The organism is Citrobacter rodentium NBRC 105723 = DSM 16636 (assembly GCF_021278985.1).
Lineage (GTDB): Bacteria > Pseudomonadota > Gammaproteobacteria > Enterobacterales > Enterobacteriaceae > Citrobacter_A > Citrobacter_A rodentium.
On sequence record NZ_CP082833.1, the window covers coordinates 3,677,784 to 3,703,526 of the forward strand.

Annotated in this window: 21 protein-coding genes; 16 read left to right on the forward strand and 5 right to left on the reverse strand. The window is 60.0% G+C overall.

Annotation, left to right across the window (positions count from 1 at the left end; all coding sequences use genetic code 11):
- Positions 1-16 precede the first annotated feature (16 nt).
- Genes hemA through kdsA form a run of 6 tightly spaced genes read left to right on the forward strand, consistent with a single transcriptional unit; the run spans position 17 to position 5,319 of the window.
- Positions 17-1,273, forward strand: a complete 1,257-nt coding sequence (hemA, locus tag K7R23_RS17440) for a glutamyl-tRNA reductase (RefSeq protein ID WP_012906041.1) — start codon at positions 17-19, stop codon at positions 1,271-1,273.
- A 38-nt stretch (positions 1,274-1,311) separates the two neighbouring features.
- The gene (gene prfA / locus K7R23_RS17445; protein ID WP_012906040.1) at positions 1,312-2,394 is read left to right on the forward strand and encodes a peptide chain release factor 1; all 1,083 of its coding nucleotides are present in this window, start codon (positions 1,312-1,314) and stop codon (positions 2,392-2,394) included.
- Positions 2,394-3,230: a peptide chain release factor N(5)-glutamine methyltransferase gene (gene prmC / locus K7R23_RS17450; protein WP_012906039.1), complete on the forward strand. Its 837-nt coding sequence runs from the start codon at positions 2,394-2,396 to the stop codon at positions 3,228-3,230. The genes prfA and prmC overlap by 1 nt, the downstream gene beginning before the upstream one ends.
- Complete coding sequence (gene sirB2, locus K7R23_RS17455; protein WP_012906038.1) at positions 3,224-3,616, forward strand: invasion regulator SirB2; 393 nt, start codon at positions 3,224-3,226, stop codon at positions 3,614-3,616. Before prmC ends, sirB2 begins: the two co-directional genes overlap by 7 nt.
- A gap of 3 nt (positions 3,617-3,619) precedes the next feature.
- Positions 3,620-4,429 (forward strand): invasion regulator SirB1, encoded by an 810-nt coding sequence (sirB1, locus tag K7R23_RS17460; protein WP_012906037.1) that lies wholly within the window; start codon positions 3,620-3,622, stop codon positions 4,427-4,429.
- Positions 4,430-4,464: 35 nt separating this feature from the next.
- Positions 4,465-5,319 carry a 3-deoxy-8-phosphooctulonate synthase gene (gene kdsA / locus K7R23_RS17465; RefSeq protein WP_012906036.1) on the forward strand — a complete coding sequence of 285 codons (855 nt, stop codon included), beginning with the start codon at positions 4,465-4,467 and terminating at the stop codon, positions 5,317-5,319.
- Between the two features lie 104 nt (positions 5,320-5,423).
- On the opposite strand, the gene chaA is transcribed toward kdsA, so the two are convergent.
- Positions 5,424-6,524: a sodium-potassium/proton antiporter ChaA gene (chaA, locus tag K7R23_RS17470; RefSeq protein WP_012906035.1), complete on the reverse strand. Its 1,101-nt coding sequence runs from the start codon at positions 6,522-6,524 to the stop codon at positions 5,424-5,426.
- A gap of 272 nt (positions 6,525-6,796) precedes the next feature.
- Here chaA and chaB point away from each other — a divergent pair, with 272 nt between their 5' ends.
- Positions 6,797-7,027, forward strand: coding sequence for a putative cation transport regulator ChaB (chaB, locus tag K7R23_RS17475; protein WP_012906034.1), 231 nt, complete (start codon positions 6,797-6,799; stop codon positions 7,025-7,027).
- A 195-nt stretch (positions 7,028-7,222) separates the two neighbouring features.
- Entirely contained in the window at positions 7,223-7,918 is a 696-nt protein-coding gene (locus tag K7R23_RS17480; RefSeq protein WP_042623144.1) for a gamma-glutamylcyclotransferase, read from the forward strand.
- Positions 7,919-7,971: 53 nt separating this feature from the next.
- Here K7R23_RS17480 and K7R23_RS17485 read toward each other — a convergent pair whose 3' ends face one another.
- Together K7R23_RS17485 and K7R23_RS17490 are read right to left on the reverse strand one after the other, a co-directional pair.
- Positions 7,972-8,217 carry a DUF1883 domain-containing protein gene (locus tag K7R23_RS17485; protein ID WP_012906032.1) on the reverse strand — a complete coding sequence of 82 codons (246 nt, stop codon included), beginning with the start codon at positions 8,215-8,217 and terminating at the stop codon, positions 7,972-7,974.
- 261 nt (positions 8,218-8,478) lie between these two features.
- Positions 8,479-8,832, reverse strand: a complete 354-nt coding sequence (locus tag K7R23_RS17490; RefSeq protein WP_012906031.1) for a DsrE/DsrF/TusD sulfur relay family protein — start codon at positions 8,830-8,832, stop codon at positions 8,479-8,481.
- A 74-nt stretch (positions 8,833-8,906) separates the two neighbouring features.
- Here K7R23_RS17490 and nasR point away from each other — a divergent pair, with 74 nt between their 5' ends.
- The 7 genes from nasR (at position 8,907) to K7R23_RS17525 (ending at position 21,346) form a co-directional block, all read left to right on the forward strand.
- Positions 8,907-10,094 carry a nitrate regulatory protein NasR gene (nasR, locus tag K7R23_RS17495; RefSeq protein WP_012906030.1) on the forward strand — a complete coding sequence of 396 codons (1,188 nt, stop codon included), beginning with the start codon at positions 8,907-8,909 and terminating at the stop codon, positions 10,092-10,094.
- Positions 10,095-10,321: 227 nt separating this feature from the next.
- A complete protein-coding gene (locus K7R23_RS17500; RefSeq protein ID WP_012906029.1) occupies positions 10,322-11,581 on the forward strand; it encodes a CmpA/NrtA family ABC transporter substrate-binding protein in 1,260 nt (419 codons plus the stop codon).
- A 1-nt stretch (position 11,582) separates the two neighbouring features.
- On the forward strand, positions 11,583-12,458 hold the full coding sequence (gene ntrB, locus K7R23_RS17505) for a nitrate ABC transporter permease (protein WP_012906028.1): 876 nt from the start codon (positions 11,583-11,585) through the stop codon (positions 12,456-12,458).
- Between the two features lie 9 nt (positions 12,459-12,467).
- Entirely contained in the window at positions 12,468-13,256 is a 789-nt protein-coding gene (locus K7R23_RS17510) for an ABC transporter ATP-binding protein (RefSeq protein WP_012906027.1), read from the forward strand.
- Positions 13,257-13,266: 10 nt separating this feature from the next.
- A complete protein-coding gene (gene nirB / locus K7R23_RS17515) occupies positions 13,267-17,259 on the forward strand; it encodes a nitrite reductase large subunit NirB (RefSeq protein WP_012906026.1) in 3,993 nt (1,330 codons plus the stop codon).
- Entirely contained in the window at positions 17,256-19,838 is a 2,583-nt protein-coding gene (locus K7R23_RS17520) for a nitrate reductase (protein ID WP_012906025.1), read from the forward strand. The genes nirB and K7R23_RS17520 overlap by 4 nt, the downstream gene beginning before the upstream one ends.
- A gap of 101 nt (positions 19,839-19,939) precedes the next feature.
- Positions 19,940-21,346 (forward strand): YchO/YchP family invasin, encoded by a 1,407-nt coding sequence (locus K7R23_RS17525; protein ID WP_024132695.1) that lies wholly within the window; start codon positions 19,940-19,942, stop codon positions 21,344-21,346.
- On the opposite strand, the gene narL is transcribed toward K7R23_RS17525, so the two are convergent.
- On the reverse strand, positions 21,347-21,997 hold the full coding sequence (gene narL, locus K7R23_RS17530; protein WP_012906023.1) for a two-component system response regulator NarL: 651 nt from the start codon (positions 21,995-21,997) through the stop codon (positions 21,347-21,349).
- Positions 21,990-23,786, reverse strand: coding sequence for a nitrate/nitrite two-component system sensor histidine kinase NarX (gene narX, locus K7R23_RS17535; protein WP_012906022.1), 1,797 nt, complete (start codon positions 23,784-23,786; stop codon positions 21,990-21,992). Before narX ends, narL begins: the two co-directional genes overlap by 8 nt.
- A 340-nt stretch (positions 23,787-24,126) precedes the next feature.
- Here narX and K7R23_RS17540 point away from each other — a divergent pair, with 340 nt between their 5' ends.
- Positions 24,127-25,518 (forward strand): NarK family nitrate/nitrite MFS transporter, encoded by a 1,392-nt coding sequence (locus K7R23_RS17540; RefSeq protein WP_012906021.1) that lies wholly within the window; start codon positions 24,127-24,129, stop codon positions 25,516-25,518.
- Positions 25,519-25,743: the final 225 nt, after the last annotated feature.

The following is a 25,743-nucleotide window of genomic DNA, read 5'->3' on the forward strand; positions in this document are numbered from 1 at the left end:
TACTACTCCCGCAGACATGACCCTTTTAGCGCTCGGTATTAACCACAAAACGGCACCTGTATCGTTGCGAGAACGCGTAACGTTTTCGCCGGACACGCTCGATCGGGCGCTGGACAGCCTGCTGGCGCAGCCGATGGTGCAGGGCGGGGTGGTGTTGTCGACCTGTAACCGTACGGAGCTGTATCTCAGCGTTGAAGAGCAGGACAATCTGCAGGAGGCGCTGATTCGCTGGTTATGTGATTTCCATAATCTGAACGAAGACGATCTGCGCAGCAGCCTCTACTGGCACCAGGACAACGATGCCGTCAGCCACCTGATGCGCGTCGCCAGCGGCCTTGACTCGCTGGTTCTCGGCGAGCCGCAAATTCTTGGCCAGGTGAAAAAAGCGTTTGCTGATTCGCAAAAAGGCCACCTTAACGCCAGCGCGCTGGAACGCATGTTCCAGAAATCCTTCTCCGTCGCCAAACGGGTGCGTACCGAAACCGACATCGGCGCCAGCGCCGTTTCCGTCGCCTTCGCCGCCTGTACTCTGGCGCGGCAAATCTTCGAATCGCTCTCCGCCGTGACCGTCCTGCTGGTCGGCGCGGGAGAAACCATTGAGCTGGTGGCGCGTCATCTGCGCGAGCACAAAGTGCAGAGGATGATCATCGCTAACCGCACCCGTGAACGGGCGCAGGTGCTGGCTGATGAGGTCGGCGCCGAGGTCATCGCGCTGAGCGACATCGACGCCCGTCTGCGGGAAGCCGATATTATTATCAGCTCCACCGCCAGCCCGCTGCCCATTATCGGCAAGGGGATGGTGGAACGCGCGCTGAAAAGCCGACGTAATCAGCCGATGCTGTTGGTGGACATCGCGGTTCCCCGCGACGTTGAGCCGGAGGTCGGTAAGCTGGCGAACGCCTATCTCTACAGCGTTGACGATCTGCAAAGCATCATTTCGCATAACCTGGCGCAGCGTAAAGCGGCGGCGGTGGAAGCGGAAACCATCGTGGCGCAGGAAACCAGCGAATTCATGGCCTGGCTGCGCGCTCAGGGCGCCAGCGAGACTATTCGCGAATACCGCAGCCAGTCTGAACAGGTGCGCGACGAACTGACCGCCAAAGCGCTGGCTGCGCTGGAGCAGGGCGGCGATCCGCAGACGATTATGCAGGATCTGGCGTGGAAACTGACCAACCGCCTGATCCACGCGCCAACCAAATCTCTACAGCAGGCCGCCCGTGACGGGGATGACGAACGCCTGAATATTCTGCGCGACAGCCTCGGGCTGGAGTAGCAGCACACCCCTCTTTTTTACAAGGTGCATTTACGCCTATGAAGCCTTCTATCGTTGCCAAACTGGAAGCCCTGCATGAACGCCATGAGGAAGTTCAGGCGCTGCTCGGTGATGCGGAAACCATCGCAGACCAGGAGCGTTTCCGCGCGCTGTCGCGCGAGTATGCGCAATTAAGCGATGTTTCCCGCTGTTTTACGGACTGGCGACAGGTTCAGGACGATATCGAAACGGCGCAAATGATGCTCGACGATCCTGAAATGCGCGAAATGGCGCAGGACGAACTGCGCGACGCGAAAGAAAAAAGCGAACAGCTGGAACAGCAGCTTCAGCTTCTGCTGCTGCCGAAAGATCCGGACGATGAGCGCAATGCGTTTCTCGAAGTGCGCGCCGGGACCGGCGGCGACGAAGCGGCGCTGTTTGCCGGCGATCTGTTCCGCATGTACAGCCGTTACGCCGAAACCCGCCGCTGGCGGGTAGAGATCATGAGCATGAATGAAGGCGAACACGGCGGTTACAAAGAGATTATCGCTAAAATTAGCGGTGACGGCGTTTATGGCCGACTGAAATTTGAATCCGGCGGCCATCGCGTACAGCGCGTTCCGGCCACGGAGTCGCAGGGGCGAATCCATACTTCCGCCTGTACCGTCGCGGTGATGCCGGAGCTGCCGGAAGCGGAACTGCCGGATATCAACCCTGCCGATCTGCGTATCGATACCTATCGCTCCTCCGGCGCAGGCGGTCAGCACGTTAACACCACCGACTCGGCGATTCGCATCACCCACCTGCCGACCGGCATTGTGGTGGAGTGTCAGGACGAACGTTCGCAGCATAAAAACAAAGCTAAGGCATTGTCGGTGCTCGGCGCGCGTATTCGCGCGGCGGAAGTGGCGAAACGCCAGCAGGAAGAGGCGTCGACCCGCCGCAACCTGTTAGGCAGCGGCGATCGCAGCGATCGCAACCGCACCTATAACTTCCCACAGGGGCGGGTGACCGATCACCGCATCAACCTGACGCTGTATCGTCTGGATGAAGTGATGGAAGGCAAACTGGACATGCTGATCGAGCCTGTGGTGCAGGAATACCAGGCCGACCAGCTGGCGGCGCTTTCCGAGCAGGAATAATGGAATTTCAGCACTGGTTGCGTGAGGCGATAAGCCAGCTTCAGGAGAGCGACAGCCCGCGCCGCGACGCCGAGATCCTGCTTGAGTTCGTCACCGGCAAAACGCGCACCTGGATTCTGGCCTTTGGCGAAACGGCGTTAACCGACACCCAGCAACAGCAGCTGGCAACGCTGCTGGCGCGGCGCAGGCGCGGCGAGCCGATTGCCCATCTGACTGGCGTGCGCGAATTCTGGTCGCTGCCGCTGTTTGTCTCGCCCGCCACGCTGATCCCGCGCCCCGATACCGAATGTCTGGTTGAGCAGGCGCTGGCGCGGCTGCCCGCTTCGCCGTGCCGGATCCTCGATTTAGGCACCGGCACCGGAGCGATTGCGCTGGCGCTGGCGACGGAACGCCCTGACTGCGTCATAACTGCGGTAGACCGGATGCCGGACGCCGTGGCGCTGGCGCAGCGTAATGCCGCCCATCTGGCCATCGGCAACGTGCGAATCCTGCAAAGCGACTGGTTCAGCGCGGTGAAGGGAGAGCAGTTCGACATGATCGTCAGCAACCCGCCCTATATCGACGAACAGGACCCGCATCTGGCCGAGGGCGATGTGCGTTTCGAACCGCTGTCGGCGCTGGTCGCGGGCGATCATGGCATGGCCGACATCGTGCAGATTATCGCCCAGGCGCGCGACTTTCTGAGCGCCGGCGGCTTTCTGCTGCTGGAGCATGGCTGGCAACAGGGGGCCGCGGTGCGGGAGGCGTTCAGCCGCGCGGGTTACCAGGCGGTGGCGACCTGTCGTGATTACGGCGACAACGAGCGGATCACGCTCGGGCGCTGGACAGCATGTTAAGCGTTACGCTGTTGCTCGCCGTTCACCTTACCAGCATCGCGCTGTCGGTCAGCCTTTTTGTGTTGCGCTTCGGGTGGCGGGAAAGCGGCTCTCCGCTTGCCGACGCGCGCTGGACGCGGGTGATTCCGCCGGTTATCGACACCGTGCTGTTGCTCAGTGGTATTGGTTTAATCGCTAAAACGCACATCCTGCCATTCACCGGACAGGGGGCATGGCTGACTGAGAAGCTGTTTGGCGTTATCATCTACATCGTTTTGGGTTTTATCGCGCTTGACTATCGTCGGGCGCGCAGTCGGCAGGCGCGGTTGATCGCGTTTCCGCTGGCGTTGGTGGTGCTGTACATCATCATTAAACTCGCCACCACAAAAATATCGTTACTGGGGTAAGTCATGAGATCGTTAGCTGATTTCGAATTTAATAAAGCGCCATTGTGCGACGGGATGATCCTGGCATCGGAAACCATCCGCTTGGATTTTCCCTCGCAAACTGTCTACGACGAGCTGGAACGTCTGGTCAGCCTGGCGCAAGAAGAAATTAGCCAGCTCCTGTCTCAGGATGAGCAACTGGAAAAATTGCTGGCGCTTTTTTACGGCGAGTGGGGGTTTACCGACAGTCGCGGCGTGTACCGTTTATCCGATGCGTTATGGCTTGATCAGGTGCTGAAGAACCGTCAGGGCAGCGCGGTTTCGTTAGGGGCTATCCTGATGTGGATCGCCAACCGTTTGTCTCTGCCGCTGGTGCCGGTGATTTTTCCGACGCAGCTGATTCTGCGCATTGAGTCGCTGGACGGGGAGATGTGGCTGATTAACCCGTTTAACGGCGAAACGCTGAACGAACATACCCTTGAGGTGTGGCTGAAAGGTAATATCAGTCCGGTTGCCGAGTTATTTAATGAAGATCTCGACGAAGCCGATAACGCCGAAGTGATTCGCAAGCTGCTCGATACGCTGAAATCTTCCTTAATGGAAGAGCAGCAGATGGAACTGGCCCTGCGCGCCAGCGAAGCGCTGTTACAGTTTAATCCGGAAGATCCGTATGAAATCCGCGACCGCGGGCTGATTTATGCCCAGCTGGAGTGCGAGCACGTGGCGCTGAGCGATTTAAGCTATTTCGTTGAGCAGTGTCCAGAAGACCCGATCAGCGAAATGATTCGTGCGCAGATTAATAACATCTCGCACAAGCACATTGTCCTGCATTAATTGACAGACATTTTACTCACCATTAAGGCGATCCTATGAAACAAAAAGTGGTTAACATTGGCGATATCAGGGTGGCAAACGATCTGCCGTTCGTGCTGTTCGGTGGTATGAATGTGCTGGAATCCCGCGACCTGGCGATGCGCATTTGTGAGCACTACGTAACCGTTACCCAGAAGCTGGGTATCCCTTACGTGTTCAAAGCCTCTTTCGATAAAGCCAACCGCTCTTCTATTCACTCTTACCGTGGACCAGGTCTGGAAGAAGGGATGAAAATCTTCCAGGAGCTGAAGCAGACCTTTGGCGTTAAAGTGATCACCGACGTGCATGAAGCCAGCCAGGCGCAGCCTGTTGCTGACGTCGTGGATGTGATTCAGTTACCGGCGTTCCTGGCCCGTCAGACCGATCTGGTGGAAGCGATGGCGAAAACCGACGCGGTTATCAACGTGAAAAAACCGCAGTTCATCAGCCCCGGCCAGATGGGCAATATCGTCGACAAATTCCGCGAAGGCGGCAACGAAAAGGTTATCCTCTGCGATCGTGGCGCTAACTTCGGTTATGACAACCTGGTCGTGGATATGCTCGGCTTCAGCGTGATGAAAAAAGTCTCCGGCAACAGCCCGGTTATTTTCGACGTCACCCACTCGCTGCAGTGCCGTGACCCGTTTGGCGCAGCAAGCGGCGGTCGTCGCGGTCAGGTGACGGAGCTGGCGCGCGCCGGTATGGCGGTTGGTCTGGCCGGTCTGTTTATTGAAGCGCATCCGGATCCGGCCAATGCGAAATGCGACGGTCCGTCCGCGCTGCCGCTGGCGAAGCTGGAGCAGTTCCTGGTGCAGATGAAGGCGATTGATGATTTGGTGAAAAGCTTCGACGAGCTGGATACCGAGAACTAAGGTAAGGTTGCGCAGGCCGGGTAAGACGCGCTTGGCGGACCTGGCGGATAACGCTGATATTCGGGCCGGAGGTGGCGTTTACGCCGCCGTCCGGCCTTTTACTGTCAGGCGAAAATCGTCATCAGATAGGCGGCAAACAGCGCCAGATGCGCCGCGCCGTTCAGCACGTTGGTGCGCCCGGTAGAGAAGGAGAGCTGGCACAGCATTAACGAGGCCACCATCACCACCATTTCCGGGGCGTCTAAACCAAACACCAGCTCATTTCCCGTCGCCCATGCAATCAGCGTCACCACGGGCACCGTCAGGGAAATGGTCGCCAGCACCGAACCGAAGAACAGATTCATTGCCCGCTGCACCTGATTGTTCAGCACCGCTTTCAGCGCGCCAAGCCCTTCCGGGGAGAGGATCAGCAGAGCCACAAGGAAGCCGGTAAAGGCCACCGGGGCATTCAGCTCCGTCAGCAGCGTCTCCAGCGGATTGGCGTTCATTTTGGTGACCGCAATCACCGCAATCAGATGGATAATCAGCCACGCCGCATGCCAGACGTTGCCATGCGCCGACGGCTTGCCGTGGTGCGGATCGTCGTCGTCGCTGTCATCTTCATGCTCATAGACAAACAGGCTCTGGTGCGTTTTGGTCTGGATCAGCAGGAACACGCCGTACATGGCGGCGGAGATAAGCGCGACCAGCAATGCCTGTCCGGTGCTGAAATTGGCGCCCGGCAGCGCCATCGGAAAGACCAGCACAATAATCGCCAGCGGGAACAGGGCAATCAGATACTGTTTAATCCCGTACAGATTCATATACTGGGTGGCGAATTTACGCCCGCCCAGTAACAGTGAGAAACCGACCAGGCCGCCGGTGACAATCATGATGATGGAATAGAGCGTATCGCGCATCAGCGTCGGCGCGGCGTCGCCTGTCGCCATTAAGGCGGAAATCAGGCTGACCTCAAGAATGACCACCGACAGACTCAGAATCAGCGAGCCATAGGGTTCGCCGAGGCGGTGCGCTAACACATCGGCATGGCGAACCACGCTAAACGCGCTGCTTAAAATGCCAATCAGGGCAAGAATATTAATCCCGATAACCGCTGGTAGCGACTGGCTGCTTCCCCAGAGGAACAGCACTACCAGCGCCAGCGCCGGGAAAATAAGCGACGACTCCTTGTGGCGGGTTTTCACCGCCTCTTGTGCATGTGTCATTAACGATCTCCATTTCTGCAGGCAGACTGTTGTTATAAATGTAATAAAGATTATAAAAAATAGCAGAAAACGCGCGTTATCCGATGCTTTTTTACGTAATTTTACGGGGTTTCTTTATTTTCAATTTCAAAGGCCAGAAAGGGGTAATCTTGTGCAGAGTTTATTTTAATTACAAATGGTTAAATGACAGTATTTATTAAAAAACACCTGAAAAGTGGCGGAATAAAACATCGTTGACCACACTTAAGATTTAACCCAAAGAGGAGTCGACCATGCCTTATAAAGCCACCAAAGATCTGCCGGATAATGTCCGCAATGTTTTACCTGCCCATGCCCAGGAGATTTATAAGGAGGCATTTAACAGCGCCTGGGATCAGTACAAGGACAAAGAGGATCGCCGCGATGACGCCAGCCGCGAAGAGACCGCGCATAAGGTGGCGTGGGCGGCGGTGAAAAATGATTATCAGAAGGGCGATGACGATAAGTGGCATAAAAAATCATAACCCTCTCAATCGTAAGACTTAAATCTATTGCGCCAGTGAATGCGTTGGCGAATCGTGCTGCCTGAGCCCGCTGCCGCCTTGCAAGCGGCCCGTGAATTGCATATTGTCCAGCTGTTGGTTTCAAAATGAGCAGTTAAAAAGCCCGGAAGGCGTCAAAAGTTGCCGCAGGGACGTATGCAGTGGCGGAGGTGTAAGGTGTTAACGCGTGATTTCTTGATGAATGCCGATTGCAAAACGGCATTTGGCGCTATTGAAGAATCACTTTTATGGTCAGCAGAGCAACGTGCGGCGTCCCTTGCGGCGACGCTGGCCTGCCGACCGGACGACGGACCGGTGTGGATCTTCGGCTACGGATCGTTGATGTGGAACCCGGCGTTAGAGTTTGAGGAGTCGTGTACCGGCACGCTGCCCGGCTGGCATCGGGCGTTCTGCCTGAAGCTCACCGCCGGACGCGGCACCGCCTGTCAGCCCGGGCGGATGCTTGCACTGAAAGAGGGCGGGCGCACCACCGGGGTGGCGTATCGTCTGCCGGATGCCTCGCTTGAGCAGGAGCTGACGCTGCTGTGGAAACGCGAAATGATCACCGGCTGCTATCTGCCCACCTGGTGCCAGCTGGCGCTGGACGATGGCCGTACGGTCAGCGCGCTGGTATTTATTATGGACCCGCGTCATCCGCTGTATGAGTCCGATACCCGCGCGCAGGTTGTCGCGCCGCTGATCGCCGCCGCCAGCGGGCCGCTCGGCACCAACGCCCAGTATCTGTTCTCGCTTGAACAGGAGCTGCAAAAGCTGGGGATGCAGGATGAATGCCTGAACGAGCTGGTGGCTAATGTGCGGGGATTGTTAGGCGAAACGCCGCCTGAAGGCGTGCTGCGGCCTGGCTTTGCGTAGGGCGATGAGAAGCTGACAGCCCGGCAGCGCGAGCGCTACCGGGCCTGATAGTGTCAGGCGGCGATATAGCTAATGGAGTGTTCCAGCGACTGGCTGTGGCTGTCGATCAGCACGTTCCACACGCCGGTATAGGGTACGGTCAACCAGGCGTTATCACGATCCTGCACGCTCAGAATATCGGTCTGCGTCTCTTTCAGGCGTTTATTTTCACTCATCAGATGGATGTGGCAACGCTCAGAGCAGCGTACTACCACAGTGTCTCCGCCAAATAACTTCAAACTTGCTTTTACTCGTGCCATTTTTCACCCCATTGCCGGAAAACAACGTACTCCCATACGGAAATACTGCGTGATGTTGTTCACAATTTACCCATGAGATAACACCAAAGAGTTAGCCTCCGGATGCTGATTTTGATCAAAAAATGGCATAACGATTCAACAATAGTGACAAAATCGCGGGAAAAAGCGTGATCGGGCGCACTTACTTTGGTTAAACAGGCGCCCGTATGCGATTAAATTCGGAAATAATCGGTAATTTCAGCAAGCCAGGCTGACAGGGGATCAGAAGGTCAGCACTTTGTCTGCGGCCAGCGTCCATTGCGCCAGTTCCACCAGCGTGCCCACCGCCACGCCGTCTATCAGCGGCAGATCGGTGATCCCGCGCCCGTCGGTGCAGGTTTTACACAACTTCACCGGCACGTTCTGGGCGGTGAGGATCTCCAGCATTTGCTGAATATTGTACCCTTCCGCAGGCTTCTGGCCGCGCAATCCTGCCGTTACGGCATCAGACATCAGAAACAGCCGCAGGTCGAGATCGCCCGTCTGCTCACGCAGGGCGATGGCAAGACGCAGGCTGTTGAATAACGACTCGCTACCGTATGCCGCACCGTTGGCGACGATCACTATCTTTTGCATTTTGACTCCTGTGGTCTGTGGGGCATGGATATTGCTTATTCCTGAGGTAAATCTGTCACCCGGGGAGAGCAGAGATGATGACAAACGTGGAAACGCCAGCCGCAACGCAATGGTTCCGCTACGCGCGCGAGCTTGAAAATACCCAGCTTCGGCAGCTGGCGCATTCCGGCGAACTGGTGTCGCGCATTAGCCATCTGGCGCATATGCTACAGTGCGAACGCGGCGCTTCCAACATCTGGTTATGTTCGCAAGGTACGCTGTACGCCGCGGAAATTCGCGCCAGCCGGGCGCTGGTGGACGAAGAACATCACCAGTTTCAGGCGCTGTTACAGGCGTTTCAGCCGACCGCCAACAGCGCGCTGTGCCACCGCATTGCGGGCGCTGTCTGGTGTCTGGAGCAATTACCGGCGCTGCGCGAGAGCGTCAGCGGACGCCTTCTCGACGCGCAGCAGGCCATGCAGCAGTACAGCAGGCTGCTGCGGCATCTGCTGAGTATCGTTCCGGAGCTTAACGACAGCATCGATCATCCGCATATTGCCGGAGGGCTGGTCGCGCTGTACAGCTTTATGCAGGGCAAGGAGCTGACAGGACAGGAGCGGGCGTTGGGGGCGATAGGCTTTACCCGCGGCGAATTCACGGATGAAATGCGCCAGCAACTGGTGGATCGTATCGACGGACAGCAGCTCTGCTTTGACACCTTTCTGTCACTGGCGTCTCCGGCGCTGGTTCACTGCTTTCGCCAGAACGGCGAGGCGGAAGGGGCGATAGAGCAGCTTCGCCGTCAGGCCTGCACCCGCCAGCCCGGAGCGGATAATGGCGCAAGCGCGTTACGCTGGTTTACGCTCCAGACCCGGCGGCTGGAGCAGCTTCGCAGTATTGAGGAGATGCTCATCGGCGAACTGGTAAGCGCGGTGGAGCGTCGGCTGAGCCAGCCGGAGAGCGCGCTGCCGCTGGAAAGCTGGCTGAACGACGCCGCCGATGACACCTTCTCGCTGCGTCGGGATAAACAGCTGCTGCTGGTGGTCCGCCAGCAGGCGCGGCAGCTGGAACAGCTCGGCGGAGAGCTGGCGTCGTTGCAGGCTTCGCTTGAGGAGCGCAAAGCGATCGATAAAGCGAAAAGCGTGCTGATGAATCACCAGCAGCTGAGCGAGGAGCAGGCCTGGCAGACGCTGCGCAAAATGGCGATGGATAAAAATCAGCGGATGGTCGATATCGCCCGGGCGCTGTTGACCGTGAAATCGCTGATGCAAACGTCGCGCTGAGCAGGCTGCACAGCGAATGGGCAACGTTTGCTTGTTCGCGGTGCAAAACCTGCTCTCATGCGGCCTGCGTCGCCCGTATTTCGCCCTTTGCAACCTGGCATCTCAATTGCATTTCTCCTCTTAAAGAATTTAGCGGCAGGCCAACGGCGGTCTGCGCGCGTTGGGATAAAGGCGTCCTGCAATGCTTCGGCATTGCCGGGCGCTTTTTTTTGCAACGGGGAGCGGGTATGGATGACAACACGGTTTGGTTAACGCGCCGACGACTGCTGCAGGCTGGCGCTGTTCTCGGCGCGTCCTGTCTGCTGCCGGGCGGGCTGGCTTCAGTGCGGGCGGCAGGGTCGGATAAACCGGAGCAGTCGACGGTCAGGGTGGGGTTTATTCCGCTCACCGACTGCGCGCCGGTGATTATCGCCGCGCTGAAAGGGTTTGATAAAAAATACGGCATCACCATCGTGCCGACGAAAGAGGCCAGTTGGGCCGCGGTGCGCGACAAGCTGCTGTCCGGCGAACTGGACGCCGCGCATATCCTGTACGGCCTGCTGTACGGCCTTGAGCTGGGCATTGCCAGTAAGCCGCAGCCGATGGCGAACCTGATGACCCTCAATCAGAACGGGCAGGCGATTACGCTTTCAGCGGAGCTGCAGGCGCAGGGCATTACCGATGCCCCGGCGCTGAAAAAGAAGATTGCCGGAGAAGCGCCGGGCGCGTTGACCTTCGCTCATACCTTTCCGACCGGTACCCATGCGATGTGGCTCTACTACTGGCTTGCCAGCGCGGAAATCCATCCTTTCAGCGATATCCGCACCGTGGTGGTGCCGCCGCCGCAGATGGTGATGAACATGCGGATTGGCAACATGAGCGGTTTCTGCGTCGGCGAGCCGTGGAATGCGCGGGCGATCAACGACCGGATCGGGTTTACCGCCACCACTTCGCAGGCGATCTGGCCCGATCATCCGGAGAAAGTGCTCGGTACGCGGCGTGCGTGGGTTGACCAGAACCCGCATACCGCGCGGGCGCTGGTCAGCGCGGTGCTGGACGCTTCACGCTGGATCGACGCGTCGGAAGCGAACAGGCGCGAAACGGCGCAGATTCTCTCCCGCCGGGCGTGGCTGAACACCAAAGAGCAGTATCTGACCGGGCGCATGCTGGGCGAATACGACAACGGCGCGGGACGACGCTGGCAGGACGCCCATCCGATGCGCTTCTTTCGCGACGGCGAAGTGAGCTTTCCCTGGCACTCCGACGGCATGTGGTTTCTGACCCAGTTTCGCCGCTGGGGATTGCTCAACGAGGCGCCTGACTATGCCGCCATCGCCGCGCGGATAAACCGCACCGATATCTGGCGTGATGCCGCGACCGCCGTTGGCGGCATCACGCCGCCGTCGGGCCTGCTGCGCAGCAGCACTCTGATCGATGGTTCCGTCTGGGACGGTCGCGATCCGGAAGCCTACGCCAACAGTTTCACTCTTCACCGTATGGGAGTCTGATATGCAGCAAAATACGCAAGCAAAAGCGGCAGCGCCTGCCGTGGGAGAAGTGATTACCCTGCCGCCGGCGAGGCTGAGAAAACGCCATGCGCCGCTGACCGGCTGGCTACATTATGCCGTACAGCGCGCGGTTCCGGCGGCGCTGGGAATGGGGCTGTTGGTACTCTGCTGGCAGCTGGCGGCGATCAACAGCAAGGGGTTTCCCACGCCGCTCAGCACGCTCGATTCTGCGCTGACCCTGTTTGCCGATCCGTTTTATAACGGCGGGCCGAACGATATGGGGATTGGCTGGAACGTGCTGGCTTCGTTGCAGCGGGTGGCGACGGGGTTTGGGCTGGCGGCGCTGGTCGGCATTCCGCTGGGCTTTCTGACCGGACGCTTCACCTTTTTCTCGCGCATGTTTTCACCGCTTATCGCGCTGTTGCGTCCGGTCAGTCCGCTGGCGTGGCTGCCTATCGGCCTGCTGCTGTTTCAGAAGGCGGAACCGGCCTCCAGCTGGACCATCTTTATCTGCTCGATCTGGCCGATGGTGATCAACACCGCCGAAGGGGTAAGACGCATTCCGGCTGACTATCTCAACGTCGCCCGTGTGCTGCAACTCTCTGAATGGACGGTGATGCGCCGCATTCTGTTTCCCGCCGTCCTGCCCGCCATTCTCACCGGCATTCGCCTCTCCGTCGGCATCGCCTGGCTGGTGATCGTGGCGGCGGAGATGCTGACCGGCGGCCTGGGCATCGGCTTCTGGATCTGGAATGAGTGGAACAATCTTAACGTTGAAAACATTCTCATCGCCATCGTCATTATCGGCGTAGTTGGCCTGCTGCTTGAGCAGGGGCTGATGCTGGCGGCGCGACGCTTTAGCTGGCAGGACAAATAAGGGGGCACGATGAAACCATTAATTCAGGTACAGGCGGTCAGCCAGCGTTTTTCCACCGCCAGCGGCGAGTTTCTGGCGCTGCAAAACGTCTCGTTTGATATCCATGAAGGGGAGACGGTGAGCCTGATCGGTCATTCCGGCTGCGGCAAATCGAGCCTGCTGAACCTCATCGCCGGTATTGCCATGCCGAGCGAAGGCGGTCTGATTTGCGATAACCGCGAAATCGCCGGGCCGGGGCCGGAGCGGGCGGTGGTGTTTCAGAATCATTCGCTGCTGCCGTGGCTGACCTGCTTCGACAACGTCGCGCTGGCGGTGGATCAGGTCTTTCGCCGCACCATGAGCAAGGGCGAGCGCCGCGACTGGATCGAACATAATCTCGAGCGGGTGCAGATGGGGCACGCCATGCATAAACATCCGGGCGAGGTGTCCGGCGGTATGAAGCAGCGTGTCGGTATCGCGAGGGCGCTGGCGATAAAGCCAAAAGTATTGCTGATGGATGAACCGTTCGGCGCGCTGGATGCGCTGACCCGCGCCCATTTGCAGGACACGGTGATGCATATCCAGCAGGCGCTGAACACCACCATTGTGCTGATCACCCATGACGTTGACGAAGCGGTACTGCTTTCTGACCGCGTACTGATGATGACCAACGGCCCGGCGGCGACGGTCGGCGAAATCTTAACCGTCAACCTGCCGCGCCCGCGCAACCGCGTTCAGCTGGCGGATGACAGCCGCTACCACAGTCTGCGCCAGCGGGTACTCCATTTCCTTTACGAAAAGCAGCCGAAGGCCGCGTAAGGAGAGGGAGATGAGGCGAGTGGTCATTATTGGCAACGGCATGGCGGCGACCCGTCTGGTCGAGGCGCTGACGGCCAGCGGCCAACAGCAACTGCGCATCACGCTGATAGGCGATGAGCCGCACCCTGCGTATAACCGCATTCAGCTCTCCCCGGTGCTCGGCGGAGAAAAGCCGTTTGCCCAAACGGTGCTGCATCCGCCGCAGTGGTACAGCGAGCGCGGCATCACCGTGCTGAGCGGAGAAACGGTCACTGCGGTCGATACCGCCGCCAGAACGCTGACCACCGATCGGCGCGCGCTGGGCTGGGACGAGCTGGTGTTCGCCACCGGATCCGTGCCGTTTATTCCGCCGATTGACGGCGCAGGCCAGGCTCATGTCACGGCGTTTCGCACGCTGCGGGATGTGCAAAAAATCCGGCAGGCAAGCGGGCCTGCGCTGGTGCTCGGCGGCGGGGTGCTGGGCGTGGAGGCCGCGGCGGCGCTGCGCCGCACAGGTGACAACGTCACTCTTGTCCACCGCGCGGACCGCCTGATGGAACAACAGCTCGACTGTCAGGCCAGCGCGCTGTTGCAGGCGGAGCTTAGCGCCCGCGGCATCGATTATCTGCTCTCTTCCGGCATCAGCCGGATCGGCGAGCGCAGCGTTACGCTCCTTGACGGTCGGCAGATTGCCGCGCAGCGGGTGGTGATCGCCACGGGCGTACAGCCGAATGTCCGTCTGGCGCAGGCGAGCGGGATACCGTGTCGGCGCGGCATCGTCGTTGATGGCCAACTGCGTACCGCTATCGCAGGCGTCAGCGCCGTCGGCGAATGTTGTGAAATCGACGGCCAGACCTGGGGGCTGGTTGCGCCGTGTCTGGCCCAGGCCGCAGCGCTCGCCGCCCGGCTGCTCGGTCAGCCGCAGGACGACTTTCACTGGCAGGAGAGCGGAATCCGCCTGAAGGTCACCGGCATTGAACTGTTCAGCGCGGGCGAGGTGGACGCCGCGCCGGGCGATGAGGTGCATACCTGCACTGACCCGCTGAGCGGCCACTACCGCCGTCTGCTGATCCGCGACGGTCGACTGCGCGGCGTGCTGCTGATGGGCGACTGTCGCAGCGCCGCGTCGTTCACCGGGCTACTGGCGAGCGGCGCGGCGGCAAATCCCGACTGGCTTTTCGACCACTTTGACACACCAACTTCCGTTACAGGACCAATGACGATGACTAAACCGACGCTGGCCGTTGTGGGACACGGAATGGTAGGCCACCATTTCCTTGAGCAGTGCGTAAGCCGTAATCTGCATGAGCAGTATCACATTGTGGTATTTGGCGAGGAGCGTTATGCCGCCTATGACCGGGTGCATCTGTCGGAATACTTTGCCGGACGCAGCGCGCAGTCGCTGTCGTTAGCGCAGGACGACTTTTTCGTTCGCCACGGCATCGAGCTGCGCCTGTCACAGCGCGTCAGCGCCATCGATCGCGAGGCGCGGGTGATCCGCACCGCCAGCGGCCATGAAACCCACTGGGATAAACTGGTGCTGGTAACCGGCTCATATCCGTTTGTGCCGCCGGTAAAGGGTAACGATGCGCCAGCCTGCTTCGTTTACCGCACGCTGGACGATCTGGACGCCATCGCGGCAAAGGCCGGAACCGCCCGCCGCGGGGTGGTGATCGGCGGCGGGCTGCTGGGGCTGGAGGCGGCAAATGCCCTGCGTCAGCTCGGGCTGGAAACGCACGTTGTGGAATTTGCCCCTAATCTGATGGCGGTACAGCTGGACAGCGCCGGTGCGGCGATGCTACGCGAGAAAATTGAAGCGCTGGGCGTTGGCGTTCACACCGGAAAAGCCACCACGGAGATTGAAACCACCGATGATGGCCTGCGGCTGCATTTTGCCGACGGCTGTCATCTGGATACGGATATGGTGGTCTTTTCCGCCGGAATTCGCCCGCAGGACGCGCTGGCGCGCGGCGCCGGTTTGCAGACAGGTGAGCGCGGCGGTATCTGCATCGACGGTCGCTGCCTGACCCCGGACGAGGCCATTTTCGCCATTGGCGAGTGCGCGTTGTGGGAAGGGCGCATTTTTGGTCTGGTGGCGCCGGGCTATCAGATGGCGCGGGTCGCAGCCAGCATACTGGCCCAGGAAGAGGCGGCCTTCAGCGGCGCGGACATGAGCACCAAACTGAAGCTTCTGGGCGTCGACGTGGCTTCGTTTGGCGACGCTCAGGGACGCACGCCCGGCGCAAAAAGCTACCAGTGGAGCGATGGACCGGCGCAGGTCTACAAAAAAATCGTGGTCAGCGACGACGGTAAAGCGCTGCTCGGCGGCGTGCTGGTGGGCGACGCAGGCGACTACGCCACGCTTTTGCAAATGATGCTCAACGGTATGGCGCTTCCCGCCAGGCCGGAAGCGCTGATTTTACCGGCCCTTTCCGCCAGCGCGCCAAAAGCCCTCGGCGTGGCGGCGCTGCCCGACAGCGCGCAGATCTGCTCCTGCCATAACGTCAGCAAAGCGGATATCTGCCAGGCGGTCAGCGCTGGCGCAACCGACATTGGCGCGATAAAACAGTGCACCAGAGCGGCCACCGGCTGCGGCGGCTGTAGCGCGCTGGTCAGGCAGGTGATGGAGCAGCAGCTTGCCGTGCAGGGCGTGGTGGTCAAAAAAGATATCTGCGAGCATTTCCCGTACTCACGCCAGGAGATTTATCACCTGGTGCGGGTGAACCGTATTCATACTTTTGAGCAGTTAATTAGCCGCTACGGTCAGGGGCACGGCTGTGAAATCTGCAAGCCGCTGGTCGGTTCGGTGCTGGCCTCCTGCTGGAACGACTATCTGCTGAAGCCTGCGCACAGGCCATTGCAGGACACCAACGACCGCTTCTTCGCCAATATCCAGAAAGACGGTAGCTATTCGGTGGTGCCGCGAATGGCGGCGGGGGAAGTAACGGCGGAGGGGCTGATCGCCATCGGCGAGATTGCCCGACGCTACCGCTTGTACAGCAAAATTACCGGCGGCCAGCGTATCGATCTTTTCGGCGCGCGGCTCGAGCAACTGCCGGATATCTGGCGCGATCTGATCGCCGCCGGGTTCGAAACCGGGCACGCCTACGGCAAGTCGCTGCGCACGGTGAAATCCTGCGTTGGCTCTACCTGGTGTCGCTATGGCGTACAGGATTCGACCCGGCTGGCGATTACGCTGGAGAACCGCTACAAGGGGCTGCGCGCGCCGCATAAAATCAAAATGGCGGTCTCCGGCTGCACCCGCGAATGCGCCGAAGCGCAGAGCAAAGACGTCGGAGCGATCGCCACCGACAAGGGCTGGAACCTGTACCTGTGCGGTAACGGCGGCATGAAGCCGCGTCACGCCGATCTGTTCGCCAGCGACCTCGACAGCGAAACGCTGATTCGCACCATCGACCGCTTTCTGATGTTCTACATCCGTACCGCCGATCGCTTACAGCGCACCAGCAGCTGGATGGAGAATCTGGAAGGCGGCATCGACTATCTGCGCGAGGTGATCGTGGAGGACAGCCTGGGCATTGCTGAAGAGCTGGAGCAGGAGATGGCGCGCGTTGTGGCAAGCTATCAGTGCGAATGGCAGACCACGCTGAACGATCCGCAGCAGCTGGCGTTGTTCCGCGCCAGCATTAACGATCCGGCGCAGCCGGAAACGACAAAACCGTGGCAGGCGGTGTGCGGCGTGGAGGAGATCCCGGACCAGATGGGCGTCGGCGCGCGGCTGGGGGAGCGGCAGATTGCGCTGTTTCGCTTCGGCAAAACCGTCTACGCGCTGGATAACTGCGAGCCGGGCAGCGAGGCCAGCGTGCTGGCGCGCGGCATGGTGGGTGATGCGGGCGGCGAGCCGATCGTCATTTCACCGCTGTACAAACAGCGTATCCGCCTGCGCGATGGCCGCCAGTGTGAGAGCGGCGAACCGCTGGTGCGCGCCTGGCCGGTGAAAGTGGAAGGGGGGACCGTCTGGGTGGGCAACCAGGCGCTGCTGCTGCGCGCGGAGGCGTCATGAGCGAAACGCGAACAACCTGCCCCTACTGCGGCGTCGGCTGCGGCGTCATTGCCGGGGTGAGCGAAAAGGGGATTACCATAAAGGGCGACCCGCAACATCCGGCAAACGCGGGACGTCTGTGCGTCAAAGGCGCGGCGCTGGCGGAAACCACCGCGCTGACCGGCAGGCTGCTGCATCCGCAGGTGGACGGCGAAAGGGTAAGCTGGCGGCAGGCGCTGGAAACCGCGGGCCAGCGGCTGAAGACGATTATCGACCACCACGGGCCGAACGCGGTGGCGTTCTACGCCTCCGGGCAGCTGTTAACCGAGGATTATTACGCCGCCAATAAGCTGATGAAGGGCTTTATCGGCGCGGCCAATATCGATACCAACTCCCGGCTTTGCATGTCGTCGGCGGTTACCGGCTATAAGCGGGCGTTTGGCGAAGATGTGGTGCCGTGCAGCTATGAAGACGTTGAGCAGAGCGATCTGGTGATACTGGTCGGATCGAACGCCGCCTGGACCCATCCGGTGCTGTATCAGCGTCTGGCGCAGGCGAAAGCGGTCCGTCCGGCAATGCGGGTGGTGGTGATCGACCCGCGGCGCACGGCGACCTGCGACATCGCCGATCTGCATCTTCCCCTGGCGCCGGGGAGCGACGCCGGGCTGTTTGTCGGCCTGCTGAACGCCATTCATCAGAGCGGCCTGACGAAGAGCGATTTTGCCGGTGCGCCAGAGGCTTTGGCGCTGGCCGAAGCGTGGTCACCGGCGCGCGTGGCGCAGTTTTGCGGACTGGAGCCGCAGGCCGTTACCGCCTTTTATGACTGGTTTATCAGCGCGCCGACCGCCATCACTCTCTACTGTATGGGAATTAACCAGTCGGCCAGCGGTAGCGATAAGTGCAGTGCCATCATTAACGCGCATCTCGCCAGCGGTAAGTTCGACCGCGCGGGCTGCGGCCCGTTTTCGCTGACCGGACAGCCAAATGCGATGGGAGGGCGGGAAGTGGGCGGTCTGGCGACCCAGCTTGCCGCGCATATGAACTTTGAGCCTGACGATTTATCGCGCGTTGCCCGCTTCTGGGGCACAGAACGGCTGGCGCAAACCCCCGGGCTGATGGCGGTGGATCTGTTCGCGGCCATCGCCGCAGGCGAGGTCAAAGCGGTGTGGATTATGGGCACCAATCCTGCCGTTTCGCTTCCGGACAGCCACGCGGTGAGCCAGGCGCTGGCGGCGTGTCCGCTGGTGATCGTCTCTGAGGTCGTCGCCAGCACCGATACCAGCCGCTTTGCGCATATTCGCTTTCCGGCGCTGGCGTGGGGAGAGAAGGAGGGGACGGTGACGAACTCCGAGCGCCGGATTTCACGCCAGCGGGCATTTTTGCCCGCGCCGGGGGAGGCGCGCGCCGACTGGTGGATCATCGCGCAAATGGCGAAACGACTGGGCTTTGCCGCAGCCTTTGACTGGCCGGACGCATGGGCGGTGTTTCGTGAACACGCCGCGCTTTCCGGCTTTGAGAACAACGGCGAGCGGGCGTTTGATATCAGCGCGCTGGCTGATCTCAGTCGGGAACAGTGGCAGGCCATGACGCCGGTGCGCTGGCCGCTCAGCCGCACGCCCGACGCGCCGCAGAGGTGGCGGCGTCTGCGGATGGCGCCGGTGGCGCCGCAGGGCATGAAAGCGCAGTGCGATGCGCTTTATCCGCTGGTGCTGAATAGCGGACGCATCCGCGATCAGTGGCATACCATGACCCGCACCGGCAACGTGCCGCGCCTGATGCAGCACATCAGCGAGCCGACGGTCGAACTTGCCCCCGGTGACGCGGAGCGGCTTCAGTTAACGGATGGCGGGCTGTGCCGGATCCACTCGGTGCGCGGGGTAATGGTGGCGAGGGTGGCGATCCTGCCGGGACAGCGTCCGGGCAGCGCGTTCGCGCCAATGCACTGGAACGATCGCTTTGCCCGCCAGGGACGCGTCAATGCGCTGGTGGCGGCGGTGTGCGATCCGCATTCGGGACAGCCGGAAAGCAAGCAGACGGCGGTACGGATTACGCCGTGGCAGCCGCGCTGGCAGGGCGAATTGTTCAGCCGCGAGGCGCTGTCGCTGCCGCCCTTTGTTCACGGCTGGCGAAAGGCCGCGCCGTGCGGGCAGCGGTACGTCCTGGCTGCCGATCGGCTGCCCGCCGACTGGCTGGAAAACCACTGCATCGCCGAAGGCTGGCAGGTGCAGCGCGCCGCGACGCCGCAGAGTCTGCATCTGCTGGCCTGGCATAACGGAGAGCTGATGCTGGGGCTGTGGTCAGGGGCCGCGCGGCCTGAGGTTGACGAGGCGCTGATCATCCAGGCGTTTCGCGCGCCGCCGGAAAGCGCGCAGGGGCGTCAGGCGCTGCTGCGCGGAAAGGCGGGAAGTGAGCGCGCCGATCCCGGCGCTATTGTCTGTAGCTGTTTTAGCGTTGGCGAAAAGGCCATTGCGCAGGCGATTGCCGGCGGCTGCGATTCCGTTTCTGCGCTGGGCAAGACGTTACGCTGCGGCACCAACTGCGGTTCCTGCATTCCGGAACTGCAGGCGCTGCTGAATCAGACGCTTCCCTGCAGGAATTAAGGATATTCCTGAAAGTGTGAGAAAGCCTGCAAAACGGTGATAAATCGGGTAGGCTTTTGCTGGAATACCTTTACAGACTGACGTAAGAAGCCGCCGCTGATTTGAGCCGTTTTGTTCCGCACTCCACGCTTTTCTCTCTGTTCCTGCTGCTGGCGGGCGGTTGCGCCTGCGCGCAATCCTCATTTGTTCAGCAGGCGGCGAATCCGTTCGATAATAACCAGGACGGCCTGCCGGATCTCGGTATGATGCCGGAGTCGCATGAGGGCGAGAAACAATTTGCGGAGATGGTAAAGGCGTTTGGCGAAGCCAGCATGACTGACAACGGTCTGGATACCGGCGAACAGGCGAAACAGTTTGCTTTCGACCAGGTGCGCGATGCGCTGAGCGCGCAGGTTAATCAGCATCTGGAGTCCTGGCTGTCGCCCTGGGGAAACGCCAGCGTCAATGTGCAGGTCGACAATCAGGGCAAGTTCAACGGCAGTCGGGGAAGCTGGTTTATCCCGTGGCAGGATAACCTGCGCTATCTCACCTGGAGTCAGCTGGGGCTTACCCGCCAGGAGGACGGACTGGTGAGCAATGTGGGTATCGGTCAGCGCTGGGCGCGCGATGGCTGGCTGCTGGGTTACAACACCTTCTACGATAACCTGCTTGATGAGGATCTCCAGCGCGCCGGGCTGGGCGCCGAGGCGTGGGGCGAATATCTGCGCCTGTCCGCCAACTATTACCAGCCGTTCGCCTCCTGGCATGAACGCTCCGCCACTCAGGAGCAGCGGATGGCGCGCGGCTACGACGTCAGCGCGCAGATGCGCATGCCGTTCTATCAGCATCTCGACACCCGCGTCAGCGTCGAACAGTACTTTGGCGACAGCGTCGATCTGTTCGATTCCGGCAAGGGCTACCACAATCCGCTGGCGGTAAGTCTCGGGCTGAACTACACGCCGGTGCCGCTGGTAACCGTGACCGCCCAGCATAAGCAGGGCGAGAGCGGCGTCAGCCAGAACAACCTCGGCCTGAACCTTAACTACCGCTTCGGCGTACCGCTGAAAAAACAGCTGGCGGCAAGTGAAGTGGCGGAGAGTAAATCGCTGCGCGGCAGCCGTTATGACAGTCCGCAGCGTAACAGCCTGCCGGTGATCGAGTACCGGCAGCGGAAAACCCTGAGCGTATTTCTGGCGACGCCGCCGTGGGATCTGCAGCCGGGCGAAACGGTGCCGTTAAAGCTTCAGGTGCGCAGCCTGCACGGGATACGCCATGTGAGCTGGCAGGGCGATACGCAGGCGCTGAGCCTGACCGCAGGGGCGAATGCTGACAGTATTGACGGCTGGACGATCATCATGCCGACGTGGGACAGCAGCGAAGGGGCAATCCACCGCTGGCGGCTGTCGGTGGTAGTGGAGGATGAGAAAGGGCAGCGTGTCTCTTCCAATGAGATCACGCTTGCGCTGACGGAGCCGTTTATGGCGATGTCGGACGACGATCCGCGCTGGCGATTGCTGTCGGAGGAGTAATCAGAAGATACGTTCCTGATGCACCCAGACCGCCGCTTCGACGCGTGATTTCAGCTTCATCTTCTTCAGCATATGTTTGACGTGTACTTTTACCGTGCTTTCGGTGATATCCAGACGGCGGGCGATCATTTTATTCGGCAGCCCCTGAGCGATGAGCTTCAGAATATCGCGTTCGCGCGGGGTCAGCTGCGTCACGTCGCGGTCGGAGGTGGCGCGGTTGGCGCGCAGGCTGGCGGCCAGCACCGGGGTTAACGCCTCGCTGAGCACCATCTCGCCAGCGGCGGCCTGCTGGAGAGATTTCAGCAGATCTTCCGGCTCCATATCTTTCAGCAGATAGCCGTCCGCGCCGCGTTTCAGCGCCGTCACGACGTCTTCTTCATGGTTTGAGACGCTGAACACCACAATCCGCCCTGACAGCGCCTTTTCGCGCAGCTTGTCGAGGGTTTCCAGTCCGTTCATGCCTGGCATATTCAGATCCAGCAGGATCAGATCCGGGTCAAGCGATTCCGCCAGTTCAATACCCTGTTCGCCGTTACTGGCTTCGCCGACCACGGTAATGTCCGCCGCCATGCTGACAAGCTGTTTGACGCCGGTCCGCAGCATCGGATGATCGTCGATGAGCAGGATGGTTGCCTGTTCCGGATTATTCATGGGTATCTCCTTGAACTTCTGTGAAGTATTTTTCGGGAATAAATGTGACAGCGACTTCCGTTCCCCCCGTCTCGCGACGGCGTACCCGGCAATCACCGCGCAGGCTCTGCGCCCGGTCGCGCATGATGATCATGCCGTAGTGATTACTGCGTTCGGCGTTTTCAGGAACGCCGCAGCCGTTGTCCTGTACGGTTAATCTGACCTGCCTGCCTTTGAGCGCCACGGTGACCACCACTTCGTCGGCCCGGGAGTGTTTCAGCGCATTGCTTAACGCTTCGCGGGCGATTTGCAGCAGGTGGATCGCCTGATGCGACGGGACGAGGCGCGGCGGCAGCTGGTAATCCAGCTTCACCGGAAAACCGAAGCGGGCGCTGTATTCCTGACAGCTGGCCTCCAGCGCGGGGCGCAGGCCGGGCTCGGTCAGCTGTAACCGGAAGGTGGTTAACAGTTCGCGCAGCTGCGCCCACGAGGCGTTCAGTTCGTTGCGGATCTGGCTGAGCAGCTCGCGGCTGCTTTCCGGCAACGTGTCGCCCTGCATCTGCAGGCAACTGACCTGCATCTTCATACAGGAGAGCGATTGGGCAATAGAATCATGCAGTTCGCGCGCAATGGTGGCACGCTCTTCCATGACAATCAACTGCTGCTGGCGCTCCTGATGGCGATCCAGCGCCAGCGTTGCGGTGAGTTGCTCAACTAACGTATCCACCAGCTGCTGCTGATCGTGGCTCAGATGCCGTCCTGACGGCAGGGTCGCCAGCAGGATGCCGTACTGGGTGTGGGTATCGGTCAGGCGCCACTTCAGGGTCATGCCGCCGTCAATGTCCGGCAACGCGCCGCGCGGACATAAATGACAGCCTTTGTCGTCGCAGCTGATGTCGGACTGACAGGTAAATTCCTGATGATTATCTTCATCTTCCTGGTCATAGACCCGCAGTTCGATATCATGCAGCAGCGTCAAATTTTGCAAACCGTTGAGTACTGGTGACAGACGCTCGCAAAGGGGCGCCTGCGAGTGCAGACGGCGGTTGGCCTGCCAGAGAAACGACAGGATCTGGTTTTTCTGCTCCAGTCCGGCGGTTTTCTCTTTTACCCGCTGTTCCAGCACCGAGTAGCTTTCCGCCAGTTCGTCAGACATGTTGTTCAGCGCGTCGCCCAGCATCGCCATTTCATTGCGTCCGCTGATATGGGCGCGTTGGCTAAAGTCGCGCTGGCTGACGGCGCGGGCGATTGACAGCAGCTGTTTCCACGGTTGTAGCAGACGCGCGCGCAGCCAGATGATGGTAAACACCAGCAGCAGCGCCATAAAGATCGCCATCATCCGGTGCACCATCACCACGCGCTCAATGCGCATTTCGGTGGTGTGATCAAACGCCGACACCAGATTATCCAGCCCGGTAACGAAACGTCCCACATCCGCCGCCACGGCATCGCGGGCTGTGGCGTTCTGCAGACCCGGCATCAGCTCGCTGCGCCAGTAGTCCTGCAACGCTTTAAGCTGCGCCTGCTGGCCGTCGCGCTGCGCGGCGCGGGTGAGTTCCGGACTGAACGCCGTGCGCGTCATCTCATCCAGCAGCGTCTGGTCGCTGTTCTGCAACGGCACGGCGGCCAGCAGACGATAGCTCTGCATTCGCAGCGAACCCGCTTTGTTAATCGCGTGCGCGCTACCCTGTACCCCCTGCACCAGCCAGCCGGAGACGGCCATGCCCGCCACGCCAATGGCGGTGGAGAGCATCACGATAAGCGCCACCTGGTTGACCAGCGTGAGCGGGGAGAGACAACGTTTTAGCATAAAACCTTCTTCCTTCAGGTTGCCGACGACGGGGCGGGAACCTTAATGAATGACGATACGGCAGGCAGGGGCGTTATTCTCGGCTATCACCTGGAGTATACCCATACCTATAACGAGTTACCCCTTAATTGCCGCTAACAGGGGTGATTCTGGAAAGAGAGGAGTAGGGGCGGTCAGGGCCGTGAAAAACCACGTAATTTTTGCCGATTCTCGCTACTCACTTAGGATGATCATCATTTTTTGGCACGTATAATGACGGCTTTTCCTTTGATTTGTATCAACTTTTCTCGCGCTGTAAACCCTAAGGTGGCAGGCATCGAATCGAGTATCAGAGGTGTCTATGAGTCACTCATCCATCCCCGAAAGGGCCTCCGGCGCATTAATTACCGAATGGAAACCGGAAGATCCGGCATTCTGGGCGCAACGTGGTCATCGCATCGCCAGCCGCAACCTGTGGATTTCCGTCCCCTGTCTGCTGCTGGCGTTTTGCGTCTGGATGTTGTTCAGCGCAGTGGCGGTTAATCTGCCGAAGGTCGGCTTTAATTTCACCACCGATCAGCTGTTTATGCTGACGGCGCTGCCGTCGGTTTCGGGCGCGTTGTTGCGCGTGCCTTACTCCTTTATGGTGCCGCTGTTCGGTGGTCGCCGCTGGACCGCGTTCAGCACCGGGATCCTGATTGTGCCGTGCGTCTGGTTAGGCTTCGCGGTGCAGGATACCTCCACCCCGTTCAGCACCTTTATCCTGATATCACTGCTGTGCGGCTTTGCCGGGGCTAACTTCGCCTCCAGTATGGCGAACATCAGCTTCTTCTTTCCGAAGCAGAAGCAGGGCGGCGCGCTGGGACTGAACGGCGGTCTGGGCAATATGGGCGTTAGCGTAATGCAGCTGGTTGCGCCGCTGGCGGTTTCGCTGTCCATCTTTGCGGTATTCGGCAGCCACGGCGTTGAGCAACCGGATGGTTCTCAGCTCTATCTGGCGAACGCGGCGTGGATCTGGGTGCCGTTCCTTGCCATCTTTACCCTCGCAGCTTGGTTTGGCATGAACGAACTGGCTACCTCTAAAGCATCGTTAAAAGAGCAGCTTCCGGTACTGAAACGCGGACATCTGTGGATTATGAGCCTGCTGTACCTGGCGACGTTTGGCTCGTTCATCGGCTTCTCCGCCGGTTTCGCGATGCTCTCTAAAACCCAGTTTCCGGAGGTGCAGATCCTGCATTACGCCTTCTTTGGTCCCTTCGTGGGCGCGCTGGCGCGCTCGGCGGGCGGGGCGATCTCCGACCGTCTGGGCGGAACGCGCGTCACGCTGGTGAATTTCGTGCTGATGGCGATTTTCAGCGGTCTGCTGTTCCTGACCCTGCCAGTTAACGGTGCAGGCGGCAGCTTTATCGCCTTCTTTGCGGTGTTCCTGGCGCTGTTTATGACCGCCGGGCTGGGCAGCGGCTCCACTTTCCAGATGATTTCGGTGATCTTCCGTAAGCTGACGATGGATCGCGTGAAGGCGGAAGGCGGTTCCGAAGAGAAAGCCATGCGCGAAGCGGCCACCGATACCGCGGCAGCGCTGGGCTTTATCTCGGCGATTGGCGCGATCGGCGGCTTCTTTATCCCGAAAGCGTTCGGCACCTCGCTGGCCTTAACCGGTTCGCCGGTGGGCGCGATGAAATTATTCCTGATCTTCTATGTCGCCTGCGTGGTTATCACCTGGCTGGTATATGGACGGCATTCCAAAAAATAAAAACTACCCGCCATAATTCAGGCTGCGCGTTGGCTGCACGCCGAATTATCACGGTATCAATGTTGTTGATTATCCTTTGCGCGGTATCAGACCGCGCTTTTTTTATCCCGCAATTAGTTACAACATACTGATAATTACTGACGGCCTCGCCAGACGCCAGCACTGGGGTAATTGGGGTCAGCCAGAGGGGCATACCCCTTAATACCCACTTCGATGAAATTTAAC

Excerpts from the sequence above, each read along its gene's own strand:
- sirB1 (WP_012906037.1), top strand. The coding sequence starts at position 3,620 with ATGAGATCGTTAGCTGATTTCGAATTTAATAAAGCGCCATTGTGCGAC.
- chaB (WP_012906034.1), top strand. The coding sequence starts at position 6,797 with ATGCCTTATAAAGCCACCAAAGATCTGCCGGATAATGTCCGCAATGTT.
- narL (WP_012906023.1), bottom strand. The coding sequence starts at position 21,997 with ATGAATAATCCGGAACAGGCAACCATCCTGCTCATCGACGATCATCCG.
- chaA (WP_012906035.1), bottom strand. The coding sequence starts at position 6,524 with ATGACACATGCACAAGAGGCGGTGAAAACCCGCCACAAGGAGTCGTCG.
- nirB (WP_012906026.1), top strand. The coding sequence starts at position 13,267 with ATGAGGCGAGTGGTCATTATTGGCAACGGCATGGCGGCGACCCGTCTG.
- K7R23_RS17490 (WP_012906031.1), bottom strand. The coding sequence starts at position 8,832 with ATGCAAAAGATAGTGATCGTCGCCAACGGTGCGGCATACGGTAGCGAG.
- sirB2 (WP_012906038.1), top strand. The coding sequence starts at position 3,224 with ATGTTAAGCGTTACGCTGTTGCTCGCCGTTCACCTTACCAGCATCGCG.
- kdsA (WP_012906036.1), top strand. The coding sequence starts at position 4,465 with ATGAAACAAAAAGTGGTTAACATTGGCGATATCAGGGTGGCAAACGAT.
- K7R23_RS17510 (WP_012906027.1), top strand. The coding sequence starts at position 12,468 with ATGAAACCATTAATTCAGGTACAGGCGGTCAGCCAGCGTTTTTCCACC.
- K7R23_RS17485 (WP_012906032.1), bottom strand. The coding sequence starts at position 8,217 with ATGGCACGAGTAAAAGCAAGTTTGAAGTTATTTGGCGGAGACACTGTG.
- hemA (WP_012906041.1), top strand. The coding sequence starts at position 17 with ATGACCCTTTTAGCGCTCGGTATTAACCACAAAACGGCACCTGTATCG.
- narX (WP_012906022.1), bottom strand. The coding sequence starts at position 23,786 with ATGCTAAAACGTTGTCTCTCCCCGCTCACGCTGGTCAACCAGGTGGCG.
- ntrB (WP_012906028.1), top strand. The coding sequence starts at position 11,583 with ATGCAGCAAAATACGCAAGCAAAAGCGGCAGCGCCTGCCGTGGGAGAA.
- K7R23_RS17520 (WP_012906025.1), top strand. The coding sequence starts at position 17,256 with ATGAGCGAAACGCGAACAACCTGCCCCTACTGCGGCGTCGGCTGCGGC.
- nasR (WP_012906030.1), top strand. The coding sequence starts at position 8,907 with ATGATGACAAACGTGGAAACGCCAGCCGCAACGCAATGGTTCCGCTAC.
- K7R23_RS17540 (WP_012906021.1), top strand. The coding sequence starts at position 24,127 with ATGAGTCACTCATCCATCCCCGAAAGGGCCTCCGGCGCATTAATTACC.
- prmC (WP_012906039.1), top strand. The coding sequence starts at position 2,394 with ATGGAATTTCAGCACTGGTTGCGTGAGGCGATAAGCCAGCTTCAGGAG.
- K7R23_RS17500 (WP_012906029.1), top strand. The coding sequence starts at position 10,322 with ATGGATGACAACACGGTTTGGTTAACGCGCCGACGACTGCTGCAGGCT.
- prfA (WP_012906040.1), top strand. The coding sequence starts at position 1,312 with ATGAAGCCTTCTATCGTTGCCAAACTGGAAGCCCTGCATGAACGCCAT.